This is a genomic window from Amphritea opalescens (assembly GCF_003957515.1).
GTDB classification, from domain to species: Bacteria; Pseudomonadota; Gammaproteobacteria; order Pseudomonadales; family Balneatricaceae; genus Amphritea; species Amphritea opalescens.
On the sequence record NZ_RQXW01000005.1, the window covers coordinates 249,989 to 275,122 of the forward strand.

Consider the following 25,134-nt stretch of genomic DNA (forward strand, 5'->3'; position numbering starts at 1 on the left):
CGACAAGCAGCAGAATGGACAGAGGTTATGTCGTCCCTCTGCTGCTTGTTTATCCGTGATGCCCCGTTAGCTTTCGAGTTGAGAGGCTTGATTCACTAGAACGGGTAGGCTTTCTGCCCGCATTTTACTCATCACCCGAGAGCGGTGGACTTCGACTGTTTTGGGGCTAATGCCCAACTCTTCGGCAATCTCTCGGTTAGCCTTGCCCGACACTACTAAGGCCATGACTTCCCGTTCGCGTCGGCTGAGGGTTTCGTAGAGTTGATTTATCTGTTCTCGTTGCTGTTGATCGGCGAGTATCTGATCCGCTTTTTTCAACGCATTTTGAACCAGTGGGATCAGTACTTCATCATCGAAAGGTTTTTCTAGGAAATCGATGGCGCCATTTTTCATGGCAGTGACCGCCATGGGAATATCGCCGTGGCCACTGAGTACGATGATGGGCAGGCGGATATCTCTTTCTAGCATGATTTGCTGTAACGCAAGACCATTGATCTCGGGCATACGCACATCCAGCAGCATACAGCCCTGATCGCCCTTGTAGTTATTGAGAAAGTCCCGGGCCGATGAGAAGCTTTTGACCGGCAGGTCGTCACTCTCTAAAAGCCACTGCATGGAATCACGAAAATCATCGTCATCATCAACAATAAAAACGGTGCCGTTGTATTTACTCATCTTTATCTGGTCCTAGCCTTTCGCTGGAATTTTAATATAAAACTGCGTGCCTGTTTGGCCATCACTTTCTGCCCAAAGCTGTCCGCCATGGGCCTCAATAATCGTGCGGGAGATGGATAAGCCCATTCCTAGCCCGGTCGATTTTGAGGTAAAGAACGGCTCAAACAGTTTACTTAACATCTCGGCGCTGATGCCCTTAGCGTGATCAGATACCGAGATATAGATACAATCTTTGGTTTTGCGCGTGTTGATAATAACGGGACGATGAGTGATTTCACAGCCATTATAAGCTTCGATCGCATTTCTGATCAGGTTCACTAACACCTGTTCAACCTGAATTTTATCCGCGACGATGGGTAATTCGCCATGTTCCAGTTCGTATTCAAAGGTGGTGTTGTGATCTAACGCTTCCTGTTTTAGGAATTCGGCGATCTCTTGGCAACTCTCGTTAAGAGAGAATTCCATGCGCTGGTATTCGGTTTTCTTCACAAAGCTACGCATGCGTTTGACGATCTCGGCGGCGCGTTTAGCTTGGCGGGTAATCAGCCCCATCGACTGGCTGACCTCCTCGACCGAGCTGATGCGTCCCTCTTCAATACGGCGCATCGATCCGCGACAATAGTTCAGAATCGCGGCTAAGGGTTGGTTAATCTCATGGGCGAGTCCAGACGCCATTTCACCGACGGAAAGCAGCCGGGCAATATGGGCCATCTCCAGTTGGTTGCGCTTCATCTCATCTTCGGCTTTACGGCGTAGGGTGATATCGCGACCGATGATGGAATAATACTCTACCTGCATATCGTCGTTAAGATTTCGATGGGCGATCACTTCGCGGATCTCTGCGGTACGCTCTCGGCCCGATGGTAGTTGCATTTGAATACTGCCATACCAGGTGCCGTGGGCCGCGGCATGGCCGAGGGCATCTTGCACTAATGAGGCAAAAATCTTGGGTGCAAACATCTGTTCAAGGTAAAACACCATGGGATTTTCTTTTTCGGTGCCCAAGGTAATGTAAGTGGCCTCGTTCATATAGGTTAGCTGCATGGTTTTATGGTTGCAGAACATAATCATATCGGATGAGGATTCCACGACCCGAGCTAGACGTCGGGTGGCCTGCTGAGCAAGGGTTTGTTCGGTGACATCACGGGAAACACAAACCACCTCTATGGGTTTACCTTCGGCGTTGCGCAGGGTACGGCTGGTGGTTTCTAGCCAGATATAGTGGCCATTTTTATGCTTGTAGCGATAAACGTTGGTGTACATCCCTTTGCGATAACGGACAGAATCGGAACGCTTAATCAGGTTGTCAGCATCTTCTGGGTGAAATAGGTCATAACCTGCGGTGCCGATCATCTCTTCAACGGTATAGCCAAGCATCCGTTCGACGGCGGGGCTGACATCCAGAAAGGTCCACTCTGTGGTGGGGGTGTGACGGGAGATCATATCGGTGGATTGCTCTACCAAAAAGCGGGAGCGTTCCCCCTCATCCATCTCACTAATCGCTTTCAGATTTTGTTCTATACTCATGGGTGCTCGCAAATGAGGTATAAACCCTTAAGTCGTCTATTGTAGCAATTTATTTTCCGCTGCTAGGACTTAAGGCTAACTTGTTTCGTCAGGGTAATTACGTATTATAACGGATGCAATCAGGGTATACCCTAGAGGGTAGGATTTATAACTCTTTTCAAACAATAATAATGCTGTGCCTGCTAGCTGATCGCAGATATAGCAATGTTCAGGGCTAACTATTATGTCAACACACTCAAATCCATATCAGTTTGGGCTGGATAAAAACAGTGCGAACTTTTCGGCCATGAGTCCGTTAAGTTTTATCGAACGCTCAGCTTTTGTTTTTCCTAACCATACGGCGGTAGTCCATCAGCAGACTCAGCGCACTTGGTCAGAAACCTATCGCCGTTGCCGTCAGCTCGCCAGTGCCTTAGCTCAGCATGGTATTAGCAAAGGGGATACCGTGGCGGTGATGGCCCCCAATCTGCCTGAGTTATTTGAGGCTCACTTTGGTGTGCCTATGTGTGGCGCGGTCTTGAATGCCCTGAATGTGCGTTTAGATGCCGAAGCGATCGCCTTTATTTTGCAGCATGGCGAAGCCAAAGTGATTATGGTGGATCGGGAGTTTTCTGAGGTCATTGAGCAAGCGCTGAAAATGATTCCCCATAAGCCTTTAGTGATTGATATCGATGACCCTTATTATGAAGGAGGGCATTTGATCGGTGCTACCGATTATGAAGCCTTTATTGCGACAGGCGATGCCGATTACGCATGGCAGATGCCGGAGGATGAGTGGGATGCGATCACCCTCAACTACACCTCGGGTACGACCGGTAATCCCAAAGGTGTTGTCTACCATCACCGTGGTGCTTACTTAAATGCCATGAGTAATATTGTTTCTTGGGATATGGGGCATCATCCGGTGTACCTCTGGACCCTGCCGATGTTCCACTGCAATGGCTGGTGTTTCCCTTGGAGTCTGGCCGCGTCTAGCGGCGTGAGTGTCTGTCTACGGCATGTGCGGGCCGATGATATTTATGCCGCGATCAAAAATGAAAAAGTTAACCATTTTTGTAGCGCCCCGATCGTCTTGAATATGTTGAATAACGCCCCGGATGAGATGAAAGCGGGGATCGATCATAAAGTGAAGGTGATGACCGCGGGAGCCGCGCCACCGGCCGCCGTGATTCAAGGCATGGAAGCGATGGGCTTTAGCGTCACCCATGTGTATGGGTTGACTGAAACCTATGGCCCGTCGGTGGTGTGTGAGTGGCATCAGGAATGGAATGATCGCTCAGATGAAGAGATCGCCCGATTGAAATCCCGTCAGGGGGTGAGGGCGCCTATGCTGGATGGCCTCATGGTTGCTGATCCAACGACCTTGGAGCCCGTACCACAGGATGGACTTACCATGGGTGAGATCTTTATGCGGGGTAACCTGGTGATGAAAGGTTATCTGAAAAACCCAACCACAACGGAAGAAAGTTTTGCCGGTGGCTGGTTCCATTCCGGCGATCTGGCGGTTTGGCATCCTGATGGCTACATCGAGATCAAGGATCGCTCTAAAGACATTATCATCTCCGGCGGTGAGAATATATCTTCGATCGAGGTCGAGGATGTGTTGTATCGTAATAGCAGTGTGATGGAAGCGGCGGTTGTTGCTCGGGATGATGAGAAGTGGGGAGAAGTTCCCTGTGCCTTTGTGACCCTGAAAGATGGTGCCGAAGTGTCTGAGCAAGAGATTATCGATTTCTGTCGGGATAATATGGCGAAGTTTAAAACACCGAAAAAAGTCATCTTCGGTCCGTTGCCAAAAACCTCAACCGGTAAAATTCAGAAGTTTGTTTTGCGGGATCAAGCTAACAAAGAGTAATGACTAGCCTGTAGAAACGACGAAGCAACCAGAAACAGGGTTTCTGGTTGCTTCGTTTTATATCTCTAGACCGCTGAGTTATCAGCGATTTGCCTAAAGGGTTACCAAGTGTCGTGACGTTTTCTACGTTTTGGCAGATAAGGGACCATCAGGCCTAGCAGCAATCCACCGAAGGCAACTAAGCCGCCATAGGTAAACCAGCGCATCAGATTGCTTTCATCCATACCGTTAATTGTGCGGTTTAGACTCACGATCTCCTCTTCGAGGGCCGATACTTTTCCAGCATTACCGGCATTTTGACCCGCAAGGCTTTGATTATGCTTCTTGAGTTCTAAAATCTCTTCAGCTTGCGCGGCAAGATTCTCTTCATTCAGTTTTAACTGTTCCTCAAGCTTAGGATAACGATCCGTCATACTAGTGCCGGATGAAATCTTATCGGCAGGCATCCAACCAATTTTTCCGCTCGGTGTTTTAATCTGGATGAAGTCGGTTTTTTCATTCCGTTTTAATACGGTGACCGGTGTGCCACTGCGTATCCGCCCGGTAATGCGGTACTCTGTTCCTGGTCCACCGTGGTAAAAGGTAAAGACGTCATCGCTGACATAATTAGCGGCGTCGGCTGATGTTGAAAGTGCTATGGCAAAAAGGCATGCGATCCATGGCTTTTTTGGGAGTTTATTTGACGAATTCATGTTCTTCCTGTGTGTATAGACGTTCAGCTTTCCCCCCCCTAAAACCGAAACCTGGTTTTCAGGTAAAGCTGGACAAGGTAGACCTGTGAGTGAATGATAAGTTCAGTGTATTGTCGTAATTATTTAATATTATACAATCAATCAGCCGTGGAATATGCCTTGTTTTTTTTAAGGCCATTATTTACGAAGGTAATGATATACTAGCGCACGAATTAATCGGTTGCTATCAGGCCCGAATGTAAGGAGTTATCAGAGTGGCATTTATTCGTTGGTTTCTCGGTAGGATTATCCTGCTTTTGAATTTTGTCTTTCGTCCTCGGGCGATTAAAAGAGACCCTCAACAACAGCGTGAGCTAGACTTACGCACGGCTCATTTATCGCTCTATCAATATGAGGCGTGTCCCTTTTGCGTCAAAGTGCGCCGAGCTCTGCGTCGTAACGGTCTAAATATTGAGTTACGTGATGCGAAAAAGGTTGATCTGTACCGCCAAGAGCTACTGGAGGGCGGTGGACGCTTAAAAGTGCCTTGCTTGCGTATCGATGAAGCGGATGGCGAAGTGCGTTGGATGTATGAATCTTCCGACATTATTCACTATCTCGAGCAGGCTTATGTGACGCCCAAGACCGGCGCATAAGATGGATTAAGTGTTAAAAGCAGCCAAGGCTGCTTTTTTTGTGCCTGCCGCTAGCGTCATCGTGCGAATTGGGATAACTTGTCTGTATATTTAACCAGTACTATTGATCATGATTTTATATATAGCAGAAAAGCCCAGTCTAGCGCGCGCCATCGCGGATGTGTTGCCTAAACCCCATAAAAAACAGGATGGCTTTATCGAGCTAGGCAATGGTGACTGTGTCAGTTGGTGCTTAGGGCACTTGCTCGAACTAGCAGACCCCGCCGATTATAATCCAGATTTCAAACCCTGGCGGTTTGAACACCTCCCTATTATCCCCGATGAGTGGAAGCTAAAACCGCGCACTCAGACCCGTTCACAGCTAACGGTGTTACGCCGCTTGATCCGTCAATCGAAACAGTTGGTTCATGCGGGTGACCCAGACCGCGAAGGGCAGTTGCTGGTGGACGAGGTGATCAATTATCTTGGCGCCAGCGCTACTAAAAAGCGAACGGCTCAGCGTGTACTGATCAGTGACCTGAATCCTAAAGCGGTTAGCAGCGCGCTACAAAATTTAAAACCGAATAGTGACTTTATACCGTTATCTGTATCGGCATTGGCGCGCTCACGCGCGGATTGGATTTACGGCATCAATATGACGCGGGCCTATAGTATTCAGGGGCGTAAGGCCGGTTATCAGGGGGTGCTTTCAGTAGGGCGGGTGCAGACGCCGTTGTTGGGCTTGGTGGTACGCCGTGATGCCGAGATTGAAAACTTTGTTTCCAAGCCCTTTTACGAGGTGCAAGCGGTTATCGAAACCGAAGCCGGGGAGCGCTTTAACGCCAAATGGAAACCGAGTGACAACTGTCAGCCTTACCAGGATGATGAGGGGCGAGTTTTAAACCGAAAACTTGCAGAAACGGTGATAAGTCGAATTAAAGGGCAGCCCGCTGAACTGCTAAGTTTGACGCAAAAACGCAAGCGAGAGAACGCTCCGTTACCCTTTAGTCTGTCTAGTTTACAAATAGAAGCAGCCAAACGTTTTGGTATGAGTGCCAAAGATGTGCTGGATAACTGCCAAAAGCTCTATGAGCGCCATAAACTGTTGACCTACCCCCGTTCCGATTGCCGCTATCTGCCAGAGGATCACTTTACTCAAGCGGGCGAGGTGATTGCGAGTATCACCAACAACCAGCCAAACCTCGCCGAACATCTACCGCAGATTGATGCGGGCAGGCGTTCAGCCGCTTGGAACAATAAAAAAGTGAGCGCCCATCATGCGATTATCCCGACCACGCGTCAGGCCAATCTGGCTTCTCTGAATGATGCCGAGCGTAAACTCTATACCTTAGTTAGCCGCTATTATCTGGCGCAGTTTATGCCAGCCTATGAATATGACGATACTCGGGTAGATCTACGCATCGCCGGAGGACAGTTTATTGCTAATGCGCATCAGACAAAAAATCTAGGCTGGAAGCCGCTGCTATCCGATGCCGCCGAGAAACACAGCAGTTTGCCGGTGTTACAGGAGGGCCAGCCATTAACATGCATCGAGGGAATTCTGGATGAAAAAAATACTCAGCCCCCTAAGCATTTTACGGATGCGACCCTACTGGCAGCGATGACCGGTATTGGCCGTTATGTGACTGATCCTGAGATTCGTAAGGTATTGAAAGAGACGGATGGCCTAGGCACCGAAGCGACCCGTGCGGGGATTATCGAACTACTGTTTACGCGGGGATTTTTAAACCGAGAAGGCAAAGCGATATGTTCAACGGAAGTGGGCAGGGCATTAATCAACTGTTTGCCTGAAAGTGCTACCACTCCGGACATGACCGCCTTGTGGGAATCTGAACTCAGCCGAGTGTGTCAGCAAGAAGCCAGTTATAACAGTTTTATGCAGCCACTGACGGAACGGCTAAAAACGTTAATTGCTCAGTCATCTCAGGTAGTTATTCCGGATACGCTCAAGGCGTTAAGCCCTAAACCTAAGCCAAAGCGACGTACCAGCCGAACAGGTGCTCGTAAACCCACCACTGGGGCTAAGCGTGCTCCCGCGAAAAGCAAAAAAACCACTCCATCGAGAAAACCGGCATCCCGCAAGGCGTAATAGGTCTTGCGGATGTTTAGCGGTGAACAGGTATTAAAAACGGTGCCATGGACACCGTTTGATTGAGCCTGCTGGATGTGGTCTTACCATTCAGCTAACGAGATAAAGGGAGCGTTCAGACCAGTTTCGGTTCATGCCAGTTGATGCATTTAAGAAACTTCTGGCCAGGGTAAAACTTACCATCTTTACCGGTTTGATCTTCTGCTGACTTGATAAAGGCTTCGGGCAGTTCGCCGCCGCTATAGACGTTAAGGCCAACCTCATTGCGATAATAAGCCAGAGTCTGCTCGACCTCTTCATCGGTTTTACAGAGCTTTGATAGATTACTTGCCTGCACGGCTGACATATCAGTATCCGCATCAATACCGAGAATATGTGCCATCCCATAGGTGACAACCAAGATATCAGCAACGGCGTCACGGACTTCAGACATATCCTTATTATCGATGCCTTCCACTAGCTCGGCTAATTCTTCTTGGATTAGGTGCAGTTGTTTACCTGCTTTGTCCCAGTTGGGGTTCTGCATATCACCCTTAAGGTTGCCAAATACAGTGTTTAGATAAGATACGTCGGTGAAATTACTCATTGTGCTTTGTATACCGTGGACAGTTATAAACGGCCTATATGATGACGGTTTCAGCTCTGAAGCGCAATTTGGAATCGATTTTGTTCTTCATCTAACGGTGATACTGATCTGTCGATATTGGCTTAACGTCATGTTATTTACGTTGCTTAAAGCCGCTTGTAAATCTCAATGGTTGGTACAGCACAAGATAGCTAATGAGGCCAATGACGACGCCCCAGAATGCCGCACCAATACCCAGATAGTTCATACCCGACGCAGTAACGAGAAAGGTGATCAATGAGGCCTCAAAGTGGGTGGTTTCCTGTGCGGCGCCGAGTAGGTTGCTTGAAATCGCGCCGAGTAACGCCAATCCTGCTAGTACTGCGACAAAGTGTTCAGGCAAAGCGGTAAATAAGGCAATGATGGTGCCCGAGAACGTCGCACCGATCAGATAAAATACACCATTGGATATGCCCGCAATATAGCGCTTAGAGGGATCGGGGTGAGCATCTTCCCCGGTGCAAAGTGCCGCAGTAATTGCTGCAATGGCGGTGGTTATGCCGCCAAACAGGGCGGTAATTAGCGATATAGCGCCGGTACAAATGAAGATGGGGCGGGCGGGGGAAGTAAAGCCTGAGGCTTTCAAGATAGCAAACCCCGGAAGAAATTGTCCGCTTAAGCTTACCACCACTAATGGCAGAGCCAGGCTAAGGGTGGCACTAAAGGTAAACTCGGGTGCAATAAAAATAGGTGTGGTGAGGTTAAAGGTAACTGATTGCAGGTTGGTTTCACCCATGGCGATAGCCCCCAGTAGGCCGATACAAAGTAGCAGCAATAAACAGTATTTGGGTAGTAATCGTCGGAAAATCAAGTAGGTACTAATCATGAGAATACTCAGTTCAGGCATGACCTCAATGGATAGGAATGCTTGAACACCAAACTGAAAGAGTATTCCCGCTAACATGGCATAGGTAATCCCCCGAGGGATGATATTCATAATGCGGTCGAAGTAACCGGAAAAGCCAATCATGATCAGTATGATTGCTGCAGTAATATAAGCGCCGACGGCCTCATTGAGTGATAGGTCGGGAAATAGCGTGATCAGCAAGGCGGTGCCCGGTGCCGACCAAGCGGTAATGATGGGGGCTTTAAGCCAGATACTGAGAAAAATACCTGATATAGCCGCGCCCATTGAAATGGCCCAGACCCAGGATGACATCATCTCACTCGATATCTCGGCACTCAGTGCTGCCTGATAGAAGATCACCAATGGCCCAGAATAGGAGATGAGTACCGCCAATAATCCTGCGGTTATCGCCGATAATGAAAGGTCTTTTAACATGGGAGAGCGCTTCCGGTTATTTTATTGTTGTTTTGTTGTGCTGAGTATACCGCAAGGCTGTGTCAGCACTGCTGAGGGCTTATCGGCGTTCTGCTTATCAGGCCAATGCCGCCAATGAGATCAGGCTGAATACTGTGGTTAACACCAGTAATTGGGCAATACGTTGGGTATGTACGCCATAGAGCATCCCAAAGGAGAATACCGCGGTGGTGATCGGTCCGGCGGAGCTGAGCATATAGAGATTGCTATCTGGCGTCTGTGGGGCAAAGAGGGACAGCGTTAGCCAAACAAAGAGAGGCATGACAATCAGCTTCAGCCCCGTAAACAACCAGACGATTTTGTCTGGATGCAGCGATATTTGCGACAGCACCACGCCCAGAGCCAATAGCGCAAGAGGAGCTGCGGCTTTGCCATTAAAACTAATAAAGGTTGCTATCGCATCGGGTAGTTGTATCTGAAGCAGGTTGAGCAATAAGCCGATAGTGATGGCAATAATCAGCGGCAAGCGTGCAACGATGCTAATAACGCGGCCTAATGATGGGCGCTCTGGACGGGTGAGTTCGAGGGCGAATAGAGTGCCGGTAAATAGCAGGATGGTATCCAAGGTAACAATGGCAATGATCGCGGTGGTGTTCTCGCTGCCGAACAGGAATTGGCTGATGGGTAACACCAGAAACACATTATTGACGAATACGCAGCCGACCGACATCAAAACGGCCTCCTGTTTTTCCAGCCCAAGCCTGCGGCCTAACCAAAATGCCAGTGTTATCAGTACGGCCTCAGCCGATAGGTAAGCACATAGCGGCGCGAGACTAAACTGATCAATCGGCGCATTGCTGACCAACCCAAGCACGAGTATGGGTAGAAAAACAGCGGTTGCCACCCAGTTAATACTTTTCGCCTGTTCGTTGCTTATTTTGCCCGCTCGGCCTAATACAAAACCGATAGCCAAGATGGCAAAAACCGGTAATACCGGATTAATCAGTACCGCTAACATCTGCATTGATCGTCTCTTTCGTTGTTATTTTTATTGGATTTGCCTTATCAAATAAAGCTCAGGCCTACATCGCTTTAAGCGTGCATTGAATACTTGAGTGGCATCGTGACAACTATGCGCGTTTTAGCTCGATGGTTGATGCTATCAGTAATCTATATAGAGAAAAAACAGTTTTGTACAAAAGTGTTTGAATTAATTGAGTTTATAGATAATTGAACACGGCATATAAAATAGCTCAAGGGCGCAAATCTTAATTATTCTAGGGGGATGGTTACTGATCGGCCATTTTGATTAACACTTAATATGATCGGCCTTCATGCATAGCAAGTTGCATTACTGGATGGCTGTCCTGTATTGCCAGTCCTGTATCGCCAAGGCTGGTCTTACCGTCAGTCTCTTATTGGCAAGGATCTGTTGCTAGAGTCCCTGTTGCCTATGCAGCTTAAAGATCCGCAGGTTTAGTCGGATGCGCAGCGGCCATCGGTAGACGTTGTGTGGTTGTAAAATCACCCGTAGACACTCTTTTTTCAGAGGGGCCGAATTAGAGTGGCCGAATCTTGTATTGAGTGACTGTCAGAAAGTGCACCAATTCATCCTTCATTTTTAGCACTGACTAACATTGCGCGACATTGTTGATCTTTGATGCCAATCGATCATCTTATGCGTTTTTCTTAAGTTGTTGTTTTCATAGGTTTCTTTAAGTTGGCCCAATAAATGCTTTGACCTTTATCAATATCAATTTATTGGAGCCGGAGTATGGGTGCGTCTATATCACTTGATTTCATCACACACAAGTTCAGTGCTACAGCGGAACCTACGCTGAAAGATATTGAAAACCGAATAGAACCGGGCGAGCTCGTCGCTTTGATCGGGCGCAGTGGTTGTGGCAAATCCACGCTGCTTCATATGATGGCTGGATTACTTATACCGACTGAAGGGTGTGTACGTATTAATAGTCATCAGGTCGCTAAGCCGAGTGCAAAGTGGAACATGATGTTTCAAAAAGCCTCTCTCTATCCCTGGATGAGTGTTAAAGAGAATGCCGCATTAGGATTGATATTTGATGGCGTATCTAAAGGCGAAGCGGGACAGCGAGTGGATGCTTTGCTCGATATGGTCGGCTTAAACGATAAGAAAAACGCTAATGTGCAAAGTTTGTCTGGTGGTCAACAGCAACGAGTCGCTTTAGCTCGGTCGCTAGCCACAGAGCCTGAAGTGTTGCTTTTGGATGAACCGTTTTCGGCACTCGACGCCTTTACCCGTACTCAGTTGCAAGAAGAGGTACCTAATATCTGCCGTGAACGGGGCCTTACGATGGTGATTGTAACCCATGACATCGATGAGGCCATTGCGATGGCCGATCGAGTATTAATCATGTCTCAAAACCCGGGTCGTATTGTTGGCGAGCTGGTAGTTGATCTGCCTTGGCCACGACGGCACATGGATGCGGGTTTCCAAGCCATGCGTGATGAGTTGATGAAACAGTTTAAAGGTACCGATACTGGGTTGGCGGGTCGTCATACCAGCGTTGCTGATGAGTCAGAAAAAACGGCATCTGCCGCGTGATGTCTAGCGAATTTAAGAGGATCGTAAAATGAAAAAGCATAAGTCTATCGTAGATGAAATTTCAGATATTGATCTTGATTATCTACAGAAAAATGAGATGAGTCGCCGCGATTTTATGATGGATAGTCTGGCGATGGGGGGACTCGCTGCAATGTTCGGACTGTCAACCAGTATGCCTGCTTGGGCTGATATTCAACCACCGGAAGATGAGGTAGTGCGTATTGGTTATCTACCTATTACAGATGCGACGGTGTTATTGGTCGCCCATGAAAAAGGTTTTTTTGCTGAAGAGGGGCTGAAATCAGAAAAGCCGACCTTGATTCGTGGCTGGTCTCCTTTGGTTGAAGGTTTTGCCGCCGGTAAATTTAACCTTGTGCACTTTCTTAAGCCTATCCCTATCTGGATGCGATATAACAACGGCTTTCCTGTCAAAATTATGTCTTGGGCACACCTTAATGGTTCAGGTGTGGTGGTCGGAAAACATGTCAAAGCCGAGAGTTTTTCGGATTTAGGTGGTAAGCAAGTCGCTGTGCCTTATTGGTACTCGATGCATAATATTGTGCTGCAAATGGCGTTGCGTCATGTGGGCCTAAAGCCTGTTATTAAGGGGCAGGGTGAGGCTATTGCTGCAGATGAAGTCAATCTTCAGATCATGCCACCACCGGATATGCCACCAGCGTTGGCCGCTAAGAAAATTGATGCCTTCATTGTAGCCGAGCCTTTCAATGCTGCTGGTGAATTGTTAGCGGGCGGTAAAATGTTGCGCTTTACCGGTGATATGTGGCGTAACCATCCCTGCTGTGTTGTGTGTATGAATGAATTACAGGTGAACGCTAATCCTGAATGGACTCAGAAAGTAATGAACGCCATTGTCAAAGCGCAGATCTACGCTCAGCAGAACAAGAAAGAAGTCGCCCATATGATGTCTAGGGATGGCAAGCGTTACCTGCCCATGAAAGCGAATGTGGTTGAGCGAGCAATGACGCTTTATGACGAAGAGGATTATGCCACCCCTGATGCGATTCAGAATCCACAATGGGGTAGTGGTCGTATCGATTTCCAACCATGGCCGTTCCCATCGGCGACTAAGCTCATCGTCAATGAACTTAAACATACCCTGGTGAGCGGTGATACAACATTTTTACAAGCGTTAGATGCCGACTTTGTCGCGGAAGATCTAGTTGATTATCGCTTTGTGAAAGCAGCAATGGAAAAACATCCGGGTTGGGAAAATGCGCCAGGCTTTAATGCCGAAAATCCATTTGAACGTGAAGAGGTGATTAAGATATGAGCACTAGCAATAGCCAATCAATCCCTGTGACGAACATGATGCCTAATATGGGTTGGTTTTTGGGCTTGTTTAAATCATTGCAATATCCTGCACTGGGTATTACTTGCTTGCTCGCGCTCTGGTGGGTAGGCGGTTATATGATTGAAGCTGATCCTGACCTGAGTGCATTTTCCGCGTTTGCACCAGCGCCGACCTTTAGTGCATTGGTGGATATGGTCAGTAGTGGCGAGGTTTGGGCTCCCATTGGTTCAAGTCTTTATCGTATTCTGGCTGGGCTGGTTTGGGGCATCGCCATCGGCGTCCCAGTTGGTGTCACGGTAGGTTACTTTGGTGTTGCACTGAAAGTGACTAATGTGCCGTTTCAATTTTTACGAATGATCAGTCCTTTGGCGTGGATGCCGGTTGCTGTTTTGGCATTTGATAGCTGGGACTCAGCCATTATTTTCCTGATTGTAATGGCTACCGTATGGCCGATTATTTTCTCTACGGCTCATGGGGTTCGTCGTATTGATCCTAATTGGTTTAAGGTGGCTCGTAATCTGGGCGCATCTGGTTTTCAAATGCTTCGTCGAATTATTCTGCCGGCTATCATGACCGATGTGATGGCGGGAATTCGTTTGGCGGTCGGCGTGGCTTGGGTTGTTTTGGTTCCAGCTGAATACTTAGGCGTTACCAGCGGTTTAGGATATGCCATCAATGATGCCCGCGATACGCTTGCCTATGACTATCTGGCGGCGGTCGTTCTTGTTATTGGCATTATCGGCTATGGCTTGGATACGGTCTGTAGTGTACTGATTAAACGCTTTAACTGGCATGTGGAGTAATGAGTAGAGCCAATAGGCCCGCAGGTAGGGGTCACTACTTTAGATGGCCGATTTAACACGGCTGTTAAAACTTTTCTGAAAACAGACCTATTGCTAGCAATAGGTTTTTCTGCTTGCAGAGGTTAAAGCCTATGGATTTTTCAACAGATATTAATAAGAGTTCCGAGAATGATGCTGGCGCTGGTGCATCAGATCTGACGGTATTACATGAATCTGCAAAACTCATTGGGCAGTCGGCGACTCCAGAAATCGCTATTTCTGGCACATTACGGCTAATGTCACAGATGCTAGGGTTAAACCGAGGTCGTGTTTTACTGCCGTCGGCGACCAATGAAACACTGCAGATTCGTTATAGTTATGGTTTGCGAGATGAAGAGCGTAAATCAGGTCTCTATAAAATTGGTGAAGGCATTACGGGCAGTGTTATGAAAAGCGGTCAGCCTGCCGTTATTCAGAATATTGATGAGGAACAAAATTATTTATTTAGGGCTGTTGATCGTGAAACGCTTCCCGATGGGGTGGTCGCCTATATGGCGGTCCCTATTATGGATGGTAATTCACCTATCGGTGTATTGGCGGCGCATCGATTACGGATGCGACCCCGGGCGATCGATGCCGATTTAATGATTTTACGGATTCTATCGACGTTTATTGCGCAGATTATCAGTATCAATAATTTGATTAAGGAGCGTACTAGTTATCTTCAGGAAGAAAACAGAGAGCTAAAAGACGCCCTGCAAAATAAGAGTGGTGAGAATAATCACGGTATTCTTGGCGAAAGCCAAGCGGTACGTGATGCGCTAAGGCAGATTAGCCGAGTCGCTGATACGGTGGTTACCGTGTTGTTAACGGGGGAGTCCGGTACGGGTAAAGAGCGTTTCTCTCAGGTATTGCATCTGAATAGCTCGCGAAGAGATCAGCCCTTTGTTGCGATCAATTGTGCAGCGATACCTGAACAACTGTTGGAATCGGAGCTTTTTGGGCATGAGCGGGGTGCCTTTACCGGCGCATCAGCGAGTAAAAAAGGAAAAATTGAGTTAGCCAGCGGAGGGACTCTTTTTCTCGATGAGATTGGTGATCTTAATATGGAGTTGCAGTCAAAGCTGTTGCGGATTCTGGAAAACCAGGTCATTCAGCGCGTCGGTGGTGTTAAGGATATTCCTGTCGATGTCCGCATCATCACGGCGACCCATAAAAACTTACAAGAGGCGGTGAATAAAGGTACCTTCCGTCTCGATCTGTTTTATCGCCTTAATGTTTTTCCTATCCACCTGCCACCGTTAAGAGAGCGGGCTGGTGATGTGAGAATACTGGCTAGTCATTTTCTGCTCAGTGCCAATACAGAATATAACCGCTATACCGTATTTGATAAGGGGGTTATGGAGCGTTTAGAAACCTATAACTGGCCCGGTAATATTCGTCAGCTTGAAAACGTGATTAAGCGCTCTGTATTAATCAGTTTAGAGGGAACTATTACCGTCAATGATATAGAGATGATTCTACGGCAGGAATCCGCTATTAATGAGCACCTAGAGGCTGGTCAGTCATCGGATGGTTTTTCTCCAAGTCCCTCCTTTCCTGCTCATCGTTCGGAAAGTGTTCCCCTGTTTCAGTCTCAACCGCAACCACCAACGCCATCCACATCATCGGCTTACTCATCTGTCCAGAATCGGCCTTATAGCTGGGTGCGTAAAGATGAGGCGGGGGCCATTGCGGAGGCTCTGCAACATACCGGGGGCAACAAAACCCGTGCGGCTGCTATGTTGGGTATGTCGCCCCGGCAGTTTAGGTATCGTCTCGAAAAGCTTGGGTTACCGATGAACCTTTGTCGTGAATAGAGGTAATAGACCGTTAAAAATGGAAGGTTTAGAGTATCGTTTTAAGGAAGACGTCAGCAGGTGTGCTGCTAACCACTATGCCTTTTTTATTTAATGACGAAGTGTTGCCGAGATCGAAGAGGGTTGCTCTTCGGTCTCGGCTTTTACTTACAATGTTTAACGTCCGATTAGAATATTGTGTTCGGGAGCCATAAAACGATTGATGGCGAGATCGTTAACAATGCAACAGCCATTAATAGAATCAGCCAATAGGGTAATGAAGCCTTAGCCGCTTGTGTGACATTGACTTCATTTTTTGTAATAGCGCTGAGTACAAAAAGATTGAGTCCAACTGGCGGTGTTATCATTCCCACCTCCATAAGTAGTGTGACAATAATGCCAAACCAAACAGGATCAAAACCCATGCTTGTTACCATTGGGAATGTGATGGGTAATGTCATGAGGAGAAGTGATATGCCGTCAAAAAAGCATCCCAATAATAGGTATACGAGTATGACCATTACTAACACGCCATAACGGCCAAACCCCAAGTCACTGATCATTTCGACTGCAGCTCTAGGTAACCCCAGCAAGCTGACGGCTTGTGCCAAAATAGATGTGCCAACCAAAATTAGTGCAATAGCACCGAACATAAAAGAGGCATTGTGAAATGCTTTCCATAATGTTGTTATCGTTAAATCCCCCCAGCTAAACCCGATAACGATGGCGGCTGCCACGCCTAATGCTGCGGCTTCCGTTGGGGTTGCAATACCCATGTAAATGGTACCAAGGACAAAAAAGATAAGAATGGGAAGTGGCCAGACTTGCATCAGACCCTGTCTTACTTCTTTCCAGCAAAATGGCTCAGTCGCGGGTGGTGCCACTTTGGTACCGATGCTAGCTCGTATAAAAATCCATGCAGAAAAGCAGACAGCAATAATCACACCGGGTATTAAGCCCGCCATAAATAGCTTGCCAATAGAAACGTTTTGAGTCGCTCCATATATAAGCAGCGCTAAGCTAGGAGGAATGAGTAACCCTAGGGTTCCACCTGCAGCTAGCGTTCCCACAACCATACTAGGGGAGTATCCGCGTTGTTTAAGTTCGGGATAACTGACAGACCCAATTGCTGCGGCTGTGGCCGTACTTGAACCACTTACTGCTCCAAAAAGAGTGCAAACAGCAATGTTTGTGTGTAGTAACTGGCCTGGAATCTTGCGAAACAGAGGTGTTAATCCATTGTAAACACGCTGAGATACACCGCTAGCTAGCAATATATCACCTAATATAATAAAAAGAGGTACAGCGCTTAGTGTAAATTCTGTTAGTAAATTCCATACGGAGTTGATTGCTAATGCGGAGGCACCATTGCCTTGAAAGTGGAGAAGTATGAAACCGGTTAGCCCTAACCCAGCGCCTAAAAGTGCGCCGGTACTTAATAGAAGTGCAAGGCTTGAACACAGAATAAGCCAACTCATGGTGAAACCTCTTCTAGCATGGAATGACTGTTTTTTATGAGTAGCTTTTTAATTTCGACTATGACACAAAGTATCATCGATACAGGCATCAGAGCCATCCAAGGCCAGAGTAATATTCTGCTGACATCGGTACGGGAACTAATGAGTTTAGAAAATTCTAGGAACTGCCATGCTTGCCAAGCAAAGATAATGGCAAAGGTAATAAATATTGTTGAGGCAATAGGGATGAAAATTTTCTGAATGCTGGGGGGCATTTTGTTGGTAATGAGGTCTAGCCTAATATGTCCCGATTTATTGGACACATATGGAAAGGTCGTAAATGCCATTGTTAAAAATAGTAATCCAGTGAGTTCATCAGAAAATGAAATAGGCTGGCCAGCAAGGTATCGAAGTAAGGTGCTTGCGAATACTAATAATGTCATTGCTATCCCTGATGACACACCAATATAAAAAAAGCATTTTACAATAAAGTCAATAACTTTAGAAAATAGGAGCATTTAATGTGTTCCTTATAGTTTTAGACTGATAAAAATACCGGCTCTGATATAAAATATTAGAGCCGGTAAAATTTACTTAGTTAAGTTAGAGACTGTTTCATAATAGCCCAATCCTTCTTCACCGGATTCTTCTGCCATTTCTTTCCAAGCTTTGCTAGACGCTGCAACAAACGTTTGGACGTCGGCATTACTAAACTTAGGGAGAACTGTTATGCCGAGAGCAACTCGTTCTTCACGGGCCGTTGTTTCTCGTACAGGGTCAACGGCTTTTTCTTTGGTTTCGTCCCATATCTCATTACCAGCCTCAACTAAAATTGCTTGATTCTCTTTGCTTAGTGAGTCCCAAGTTTTATCGCTGACACCAAACATCCATGGGGATGCTGCCCAAGGGTGTAGATAAGATTCATACTTGGTTACTTCCTGAAGTGAGACCGTTTTAGCAACGGTTGATAGGTAATAAGCACAATCGACTACGCCAGTTTGAAGAGCGAGGTACATATCATTTTGTGGGATCACCTGCGCGGTAATTCCCAAGTTTTTGAAGGTGTCAACAAGGTGACCAGACCACACTCGAACCTTTTTACCATGTAGGCCTTCAAGGGAGTTGATAGGTTCTTTACAATGTAAGCCAACATCAAATACGGGTGCTACTACGCCACCTACTGTAGTGATATCCCACTTTGCATAGGCTTTTTTATAGATATCCCGTAAGGTAGGAAGCACATCAAGATGCTGGCTGCTTTCTGTTATGGCGCCTTGAGCATAAACAGAGGCTAACGCTGGCGCATCTCGTTTATAGTACTCGCCATACATGAGGCCAATATCTACCATGCCTGCTTGTAGGATGCGTAGCATGTCTGCTTCTTTAAGCCCTAGAGAGCCTGAGTGATAAACATTGATGAGTAGGTTGCCACCTGATTTTTCTTTAACTAATTCAGCGAAGTGGTCGATAGATGCTGCCTCAGGGCGAGACTGTGCCAGTCCGCTATGAAACTTTAATGTTCTTACACTTTCAGCGCTTGCGCTAGATATCGTGCTTAAACTGCAGACTGTGATAACAGCGGCGACTATTGAATTTTTAATTTTCATAAGCATTGATCCTGTGGGGTTAACTAATTTTTATTGAAAAATGTAAAGCATGAAAACTATTTTAAAAAAACCAGTAGAGCAAACACTTCGTATGACTGAGGGGGTATTAATATCAGTCAAAACTATTGTTATTTAAGTTTGTTAGGTTGAACTCTCCTTATATTTAAGTTGTAAGTTTTTAATTAGTCTGTATCACTAATTGGTTAGTTGTTATGACTATTGTTTGACGTTAAAAATAATCATTGGTGTTGATAACTTTAATTCTCTCGTTTAGTTAAAAATGATAATAAAATTGTTTTCCAAGTGTCGATTATCTCTGTGTAATAATCTGGGTCTTCACGTAGCACTGATTGCACAGCCATCCCGCGTAAAAGACAAAGGGTCATATTTAACAGGATAGCGACATTAGCAGGTGATGCATCAGTCGATACAAAAAAACGATCCCATAGTTCGTCAAGTCGATGATGAAACTCTTTGATTAAGGGTATTAAATTATTTTTTAACGATATATCTGTTCGCGCTGCGATAATAAGTTCCAGGGATGCAAAAAAGAACCGCCCATGGAAAAACTTTTCTAAGGTGCCATCGAGAAAAGCCTCCAAATGATTATCGGAACACCTAACTTGCAGAGCTAATTCTTCGAGTTCATCAATAAAGCCAATAAATAGATGTTTCGTTGCCGCGGTGATTAAACCTGTTTTACTGCCGTAGTGATGTACTTGTGCTCCCCGGGATACACCTGAACGTTTAACTATTTCCATAGTACTAGCGCGTGTATAGCCGACTTCAATGAGGGTGTCTATTGTGGCGTCTAACAGCAGCATTTGTGTTTCGGCACTACGCTGAGCTTGTGTTCTTGGTAGCTGTACTGGCGTACTCATTTTCACGGTCATTATACGGTTTCCTTATTCGCTATATATTAGATACAGGACGGAATGTATCTTTGTCAAGGTGGTTTTATATTCCGCAATATTGTGGGTGCTAGTGTGACAAGGGTGGTAATGAAATTCTGAAATATAATTTAGTGGCATTATGCATGCAGAAGTCATATGACATTGGCTTACAATGTTAATCATTCTGTAATAATAAATGATGTTATATTTGACTTTGTTATTTATATATATCTGTTTTATAAGGAAAATATGCGGGCTGGAACAGTTATTGATAGGTATTTAAAGGAAGATAAATAATGTTGTACTAATACCTATAAATGATACTTTCTGGAGTTGGAAAATGACAACAGTTCTATTGGATCCTCAAGAGTTACAGCAAAAGATCGATAACGAAAAAGTCGTGTTGATTGATACTCGTAATCCCGAGCAGTTTGCTGCGGGCCATATCCCTGGTGCGGTGAATATCCATGATATTTTTACTTTTCTGGCGGCGTCGACACCGGAAGGGATCGCTGAGTTAAAAGGTAAGTTTGCAGGTGTATTTGGTAAGGCAGGGCTTTCTGGTGAAGAAACGGCCGTTGTCTATGAAGATTCAATGAACTCAGGGTTTGGTCAGTCTTGCCGCGGATACTTTTTATTGTGTTATCTAGGTTATCCAAAAGTGTCGATTTTACATGGTGGTTTTCAAGCTTGGAAAGCGGCGGGCTTAGCGGAGACGACGGAGGTTTTCACCCCCGTCGCGGCTGAGTTTCCGTTAGATCATAGTGCTGATGGGTTGATGGTTGATAAAGATGATGTGTTAAAAGCACTCGGTAATGATGAGATTGTGCTGCTTGATGTTCGGGATGTGGATGAGTGGGTGGGCACCAGTTCATCGCCTTATGGCCGTGATTACTCCTCCCGAAAAGGTCGTTTACCTGGTGCACGCTGGCTTGAATGGTACCGCATGATGAAACCCGGCGCTGTGCCCGTGTTTAAGTCCTCAGAGGAGGTGTTAGCGGATTGCGCCAGTGTGGGCATTAACAAAGAGAGTCATGTTTATATTTACTGCTTTAAGGGGGCACGGGCATCGAACACCCTCGTGGCATTAAAAGCGGCAGGTATTGAAAATGTAAAACTCTACTTTGGCTCATGGAATGAGTGGGCAGAGGATGCGGCCCTCCCTATTGAGACCGGTTTGCCTTACGCCTGCTAAATGAAAATGTTGGATCCTTTAAACCCTGAACTTCGGTTCGGGGTTTTTTATGTCTGGCGTCCGAGGTATAGGCCTAGAGCTTATCGATATGAAACGGAATTCAGTGGACTGTAGTCACTGATTGGTAGAGCTACATTGTCTGACAATGTCGAGATTACATTTATTGACAATGTTCCGCTTCATAAGGCCATTAAAAATGCTTTTATTTTCAAGCTATTGATTTTTAATGATTATTTTATTTTGGCATCGTTGCTGCAATGATCTAAGAAACATCTGAAGTGTTTATAACAAAATATACAGTCCTGCTAAATCTTTTGGAGAAAAACATGAATACAGCAATGACACCAAAAACTGTTTCTAGCCACCTACGTTCGATTGATCGTGATGGTTTGATGGCATTTGCAGAAAAGGGACTTAACAACCCAGGTAACCGTGGTACTAACAAAGTTCATACCATTACGGATGGTCAGTATCGCACGGTCAGCCATATCAATCAGCATGAAGTGGTGGTTGATGAGCCATTGCACCTGTTTGGTGAAGATACAGCGCCAGCTCCGGGTGAAATCGTATTATCAGGTCTAGGTGGTTGTTTGTGTGTCGGTATCACTGCAGTGGCTACTTGGAAGCAAGTGAAACTGAGCAAACTAGAAGTTTTTCTAGAGGGTGATATCGGTAATCCAGCTGCATGGGGTGCCGGTGGTGCTGAGATGGAACCTGAGCAGATGGGCTTTCAGGAGATTCGCGTCAAAGTCCTCATCGAAGGCGATGCTTCACGGGAAGAGTTAGATGAGATTGTAACCCGTGCCAATTACTTTTCGCCGGTTGCTAATACGATGCGTAACCCAATTCCATTCAGCATTAGCTTGATGGATTAATTTACGTATTAACTGACTTTGAGAGGTATGCCATGAATAGCGTTGCAGTTTCTTCAATTACAGCTCCCTGGGCCGATGATACCAAGGTGCTTGCCGATGTCGGTTTGGTCGCGCAGCAACAACTTGCGCCGGCAGCCAAGCGGATTGATGAGGGGTACTACCCGCTCGATATCATGGCAAGCCTCGGTCAGGCGGGCGCTTATGCGGGTCATTTAGATCAGCATGGTTGCCGATTTGATTTGGCTATTTCAGCCATGAGTGAGATTAGCCGCCAGTGTGGTGCAACAGGTTTTATGACCTGGTGTCACGATGTATGTGGCTTATATATGGAACAATCAGGCAATCCTGCATTGCTTGCACGACTCGGCGACCACACTTTAGGCCGAACATTTGGCGGTACAGGGTTATCAAATCCGATGAAGGCGTTGGCCGGCATTGAAAAGATGGCGTTCAAAGCTAAAAAAGTACCCGGTGGTTACAGTGTCAGTGGAACACTACCTTGGGTGAGTCATATCGCTGAAGGCCAATATTGTGGTGCAGTTGCTGCGGTTGACCGCAGTGATGGCAGCCGTTCCCACGAGATTATGTTCCTACTGGATTTAGATGAACGGGTAAGTTTGCGTGCTTGCCCTGAGTTTTCCGGTATGGAAGGCACAAGTACATGGGCTATTACGCTCGTCGATTATTTTGTCAGTGAAGATCAGATGATTGCTGATCCTGCACGGCCCTTTATACAACGTATTCGCGGTGCTTTTGTTCTACTACAGGTAGGCATTGCCGCAGGTATTATTCAGGGATCGATCGACGCTATGCGAGAGGTCGAACCCACCTTAGGTCATGTAAACCAATACCTCCATAACCGTCCAGATGAACTGCAAGCTGAGTTCGATGATCTGGTTGCCCGCACGATGGTATTAGCGAAAACACCTTATGATGGTAGCAAAGAGTTTTTCCTTGATGTGTTAGATGTGCGCTCTCAAGGGGCCGAGTTATGCCTTAAAGCCTCCCAGTCGTCACTACTACATCAAGGTGCCAAAGGTTATTTAATGAGTGCTTCGCCGCAACGCCGTATTCGCGAAGCCCACTTTGTCGCTATCGTAACACCGGCCATTAAACACCTTCGCTGGGAGATGGCCAAGCAGATGCGAGAGGAGGTGCCAGCATGAGTAGCGAATTCCCAGAATGGAGACAGTACCTCTGTCGTGCCTGTGGTCTTATTTATGATGAAGAGCAGGGCGACCCCGATAGTGGTTTAGCACCCGGTACCCGTTTCGAAGACATACCCGATGATTGGGAGTGCCCCCTTTGCGGCGTGACCAAAACAGATTTCGAATTATTTGAGAAACCAGTCGTAACCGTTATTGAGCAAACAGAAAATTTTAGCAGTGAGCCGGGTATTGTGGTTGTGGGTGCAGGGCTATCAGGTTGGGCCGCTGTTGAAGCCATTCGACAACTAGATCAACAGGTACCGATCACGCTCGTCAGTGCTTGTCAGGGTGATATTTATCACAAGCCTGAGTTATCCGTTGCTATCAGTCGAGGCTTAGATAAAGCCGCGTTGATCAAAGAAACAGGGATTGATGCCGCACGTCGTTTAGGTGTGCAGCTAATGTCAGCAACCTTTGTTGTTGGTATTACCCCTGAATTACATCAGCTACGTACGACCCGAGGCTCATTAACCTACACAACATTGGTATTAGCTCAGGGCGCTAAACCGGCTCTGCCTAAACAGCTACCCCCTAGTCTGTGCTGGCGAGTGAATGATTTGACCAGTTGGTCTGGTATGCAGCAAGCGTTGGCAAAAGGTCCCCAGAAGATCGCGATTGTCGGTGCAGGCATGATTGGCTGCGAAATAGCGGAAGATTTTATTCGCGCTGGACATCAGGTTGCATTATTGGATCGCAATGAATTTCCATTGGCCGGTTTATTGCCCCCCCTTGCGTCTAAACGGTTGGCGGAAAACCTGACCCGTTTAGGGGTTGATTATCGGGGAGAAGATGAGATTACAGGTATTACTGAGTTGTCGAATGGACAGAAGCAGATCTGCTTTAAACAGGGTGACGCACTTGAGGTGGACCAAGTTTTAGCCGCCACGGGTTTAATGACTGATAACCGTATCGCCCGCCATGCGGGATTGGATTTTGAACAGGGAATTCAGGTGGATCCAAACACCCTGCAGACCAGCGAACCCGATATCTATGCGCTGGGTGACTGTATCAGTATTCAAGGGACGCCCTGCCGCTTCATAGAACCGATTAAACATCAGGCTAAGTCCATAGCCCATGCCATTCTTGAGCAGGATGCCAGTGACTATAAGCACAGTGCACCGGTGATACGTTTGAAAACCCGCTCACTGCCGTTAGTGATGAATGGCCTCCCGGTGGCTGGCGTGAAGTGGACGCTGATTTATGAGGATGCTGAAACCCTGATTATGGAGCAAGAAGTGGAGAACCACATCGTCGCTCACTTAAAACTGGGATCAGGCTCTCAGACCCAAGCAGCATAACTTTTTATGATAGAGCGGTAACAAGAGGCCGCTCTGCAAACAATGACATCGATCTTTATTGAAGGAAAACAACATGATTAGTAATCGCGAAGAAGTAACACAACTGATTTTGTCCGCAAAAGTACGTAAAGGTATTAAGTGGGGCGCTGTGGCTGACGTCGTTGGCCTTTCAAAAGAGTGGACCACTGCCGCATGTTTAGGTCAGATGACGTTCGATAAAGAGCAGGCAGAGAAAGTAGGTGAACTCTTTGGATTGTCTGATGAAGCAATCGCCTGGCTGCAAGTTGCACCTTATAAAGGCTCTTTGCCCACCGCTGTTCCGACTGATCCATTGCTGTACCGCTGGTATGAGATTGTGAGTGTCTACGGGACTACGATTAAAGAGCTGATTCACGAAGAGTTTGGCGACGGGATTATGAGTGCGATCGACTTCTCTATGGATATTAACCGTGAAGAAGACCCTAAAGGCGACCGTGTAAACGTTGTGCTTTCAGGTAAATTCCTGCCTTATAAAACGTATTAAACCTTTTAATTGTCGGTATCCAGTAGTGAAACACACTGGATGCCGGCTTTTTTTTGTCCGTTTGATCTTATGGATTAATCACTCGCTGTGGTTGTTGGTCGGGTGGGGGCGAAACAGTGACGATGAGCTTAGGCGCTTGATCAGTGCTGCTTTTCGATGGCCCTAGTTTGACAATCTATGTGATCAAATCTCTGGAATTAACC

General features: G+C 46.6%; 22 protein-coding genes. 12 read left to right on the forward strand and 10 right to left on the reverse strand.

Annotation, left to right across the window (positions count from 1 at the left end; translation table 11 throughout):
* Nucleotides 1-66: 66 nt before the first annotated feature.
* A complete protein-coding gene (locus EH243_RS07760; RefSeq protein WP_126158079.1) occupies nucleotides 67-675 on the reverse strand; it encodes a response regulator transcription factor in 609 nt (202 codons plus the stop codon).
* A gap of 12 nt (nucleotides 676-687) precedes the next feature.
* The gene (locus tag EH243_RS07765; RefSeq protein WP_126158080.1) at nucleotides 688-2,202 is read right to left on the reverse strand and encodes a PAS domain-containing sensor histidine kinase; all 1,515 of its coding nucleotides are present in this window, start codon (nucleotides 2,200-2,202) and stop codon (nucleotides 688-690) included.
* A gap of 223 nt (nucleotides 2,203-2,425) precedes the next feature.
* On the opposite strand from EH243_RS07765, the gene EH243_RS07770 reads away from it, so the two are divergent.
* Nucleotides 2,426-4,057 carry an acyl-CoA synthetase gene (locus tag EH243_RS07770; protein WP_126158081.1) on the forward strand — a complete coding sequence of 544 codons (1,632 nt, stop codon included), beginning with the start codon at nucleotides 2,426-2,428 and terminating at the stop codon, nucleotides 4,055-4,057.
* Between the two features lie 101 nt (nucleotides 4,058-4,158).
* Here EH243_RS07770 and EH243_RS07775 read toward each other — a convergent pair whose 3' ends face one another.
* Nucleotides 4,159-4,749: a TIGR04211 family SH3 domain-containing protein gene (locus EH243_RS07775; RefSeq protein WP_126158082.1), complete on the reverse strand. Its 591-nt coding sequence runs from the start codon at nucleotides 4,747-4,749 to the stop codon at nucleotides 4,159-4,161.
* A gap of 254 nt (nucleotides 4,750-5,003) precedes the next feature.
* On the opposite strand from EH243_RS07775, the gene EH243_RS07780 reads away from it, so the two are divergent.
* Nucleotides 5,004-5,384 carry a glutathione S-transferase N-terminal domain-containing protein gene (locus tag EH243_RS07780; protein ID WP_126158083.1) on the forward strand — a complete coding sequence of 127 codons (381 nt, stop codon included), beginning with the start codon at nucleotides 5,004-5,006 and terminating at the stop codon, nucleotides 5,382-5,384.
* A 109-nt stretch (nucleotides 5,385-5,493) separates the two neighbouring features.
* Complete coding sequence (locus EH243_RS07785) at nucleotides 5,494-7,473, forward strand: DNA topoisomerase III (RefSeq protein WP_126158084.1); 1,980 nt, start codon at nucleotides 5,494-5,496, stop codon at nucleotides 7,471-7,473.
* Between the two features lie 115 nt (nucleotides 7,474-7,588).
* Here the strand turns inward: EH243_RS07785 and EH243_RS07790 are convergent, their stop codons facing one another.
* From EH243_RS07790 to EH243_RS07800, 3 genes are all read right to left on the reverse strand, one after another.
* Nucleotides 7,589-8,059 carry a nucleoside triphosphate pyrophosphohydrolase family protein gene (locus EH243_RS07790; protein WP_126158085.1) on the reverse strand — a complete coding sequence of 157 codons (471 nt, stop codon included), beginning with the start codon at nucleotides 8,057-8,059 and terminating at the stop codon, nucleotides 7,589-7,591.
* A gap of 133 nt (nucleotides 8,060-8,192) precedes the next feature.
* Nucleotides 8,193-9,380 carry a benzoate/H(+) symporter BenE family transporter gene (locus EH243_RS07795; RefSeq protein ID WP_126158086.1) on the reverse strand — a complete coding sequence of 396 codons (1,188 nt, stop codon included), beginning with the start codon at nucleotides 9,378-9,380 and terminating at the stop codon, nucleotides 8,193-8,195.
* A 97-nt stretch (nucleotides 9,381-9,477) separates the two neighbouring features.
* On the reverse strand, nucleotides 9,478-10,383 hold the full coding sequence (locus tag EH243_RS07800) for an AEC family transporter (protein WP_126158087.1): 906 nt from the start codon (nucleotides 10,381-10,383) through the stop codon (nucleotides 9,478-9,480).
* Nucleotides 10,384-11,133: 750 nt separating this feature from the next.
* Between EH243_RS07800 and EH243_RS07805 the strand changes: the two genes are divergently transcribed.
* From EH243_RS07805 to EH243_RS07820, 4 genes are all read left to right on the forward strand, one after another.
* Nucleotides 11,134-11,943, forward strand: a complete 810-nt coding sequence (locus EH243_RS07805; RefSeq protein ID WP_126158088.1) for an ABC transporter ATP-binding protein — start codon at nucleotides 11,134-11,136, stop codon at nucleotides 11,941-11,943.
* Between the two features lie 28 nt (nucleotides 11,944-11,971).
* Nucleotides 11,972-13,234: an ABC transporter substrate-binding protein gene (locus tag EH243_RS07810; protein WP_126158089.1), complete on the forward strand. Its 1,263-nt coding sequence runs from the start codon at nucleotides 11,972-11,974 to the stop codon at nucleotides 13,232-13,234.
* The gene (locus EH243_RS07815; RefSeq protein WP_126158090.1) at nucleotides 13,231-14,058 is read left to right on the forward strand and encodes an ABC transporter permease; all 828 of its coding nucleotides are present in this window, start codon (nucleotides 13,231-13,233) and stop codon (nucleotides 14,056-14,058) included. Before EH243_RS07810 ends, EH243_RS07815 begins: the two co-directional genes overlap by 4 nt.
* Before the next feature lie 131 nt (nucleotides 14,059-14,189).
* Nucleotides 14,190-15,896, forward strand: coding sequence for a sigma-54 interaction domain-containing protein (locus EH243_RS07820; RefSeq protein WP_126158091.1), 1,707 nt, complete (start codon nucleotides 14,190-14,192; stop codon nucleotides 15,894-15,896).
* A gap of 167 nt (nucleotides 15,897-16,063) precedes the next feature.
* On the opposite strand, the gene EH243_RS07825 is transcribed toward EH243_RS07820, so the two are convergent.
* The 4 genes from EH243_RS07825 to EH243_RS07840 all read right to left on the reverse strand — a co-directional run bounded on the left by EH243_RS07825 (nucleotide 16,064) and on the right by EH243_RS07840 (nucleotide 19,832).
* Nucleotides 16,064-17,353, reverse strand: coding sequence for a TRAP transporter large permease (locus EH243_RS07825; protein WP_126158092.1), 1,290 nt, complete (start codon nucleotides 17,351-17,353; stop codon nucleotides 16,064-16,066).
* Nucleotides 17,350-17,850 carry a TRAP transporter small permease gene (locus EH243_RS07830; protein ID WP_126158093.1) on the reverse strand — a complete coding sequence of 167 codons (501 nt, stop codon included), beginning with the start codon at nucleotides 17,848-17,850 and terminating at the stop codon, nucleotides 17,350-17,352. Before EH243_RS07830 ends, EH243_RS07825 begins: the two co-directional genes overlap by 4 nt.
* A gap of 72 nt (nucleotides 17,851-17,922) precedes the next feature.
* Nucleotides 17,923-18,939 (reverse strand): TRAP transporter substrate-binding protein, encoded by a 1,017-nt coding sequence (locus tag EH243_RS07835; RefSeq protein ID WP_126158094.1) that lies wholly within the window; start codon nucleotides 18,937-18,939, stop codon nucleotides 17,923-17,925.
* Between the two features lie 257 nt (nucleotides 18,940-19,196).
* A complete protein-coding gene (locus EH243_RS07840) occupies nucleotides 19,197-19,832 on the reverse strand; it encodes a TetR/AcrR family transcriptional regulator (protein WP_126158095.1) in 636 nt (211 codons plus the stop codon).
* 340 nt (nucleotides 19,833-20,172) lie between these two features.
* On the opposite strand from EH243_RS07840, the gene EH243_RS07845 reads away from it, so the two are divergent.
* The 5 genes from EH243_RS07845 (at nucleotide 20,173) to cynS (ending at nucleotide 24,931) form a co-directional block, all read left to right on the forward strand.
* Nucleotides 20,173-21,027, forward strand: coding sequence for a sulfurtransferase (locus EH243_RS07845; RefSeq protein WP_126158096.1), 855 nt, complete (start codon nucleotides 20,173-20,175; stop codon nucleotides 21,025-21,027).
* 326 nt (nucleotides 21,028-21,353) lie between these two features.
* Nucleotides 21,354-21,902 carry an OsmC family protein gene (locus tag EH243_RS07850; RefSeq protein WP_126158097.1) on the forward strand — a complete coding sequence of 183 codons (549 nt, stop codon included), beginning with the start codon at nucleotides 21,354-21,356 and terminating at the stop codon, nucleotides 21,900-21,902.
* A gap of 32 nt (nucleotides 21,903-21,934) precedes the next feature.
* A complete protein-coding gene (locus tag EH243_RS07855; protein ID WP_126158098.1) occupies nucleotides 21,935-23,068 on the forward strand; it encodes an acyl-CoA dehydrogenase family protein in 1,134 nt (377 codons plus the stop codon).
* Nucleotides 23,065-24,408 (forward strand): FAD-dependent oxidoreductase, encoded by a 1,344-nt coding sequence (locus EH243_RS07860; RefSeq protein WP_126158099.1) that lies wholly within the window; start codon nucleotides 23,065-23,067, stop codon nucleotides 24,406-24,408. Before EH243_RS07855 ends, EH243_RS07860 begins: the two co-directional genes overlap by 4 nt.
* A 73-nt stretch (nucleotides 24,409-24,481) precedes the next feature.
* Nucleotides 24,482-24,931, forward strand: a complete 450-nt coding sequence (gene cynS / locus EH243_RS07865) for a cyanase (RefSeq protein ID WP_126158100.1) — start codon at nucleotides 24,482-24,484, stop codon at nucleotides 24,929-24,931.
* Nucleotides 24,932-25,134 lie beyond the last annotated feature (203 nt).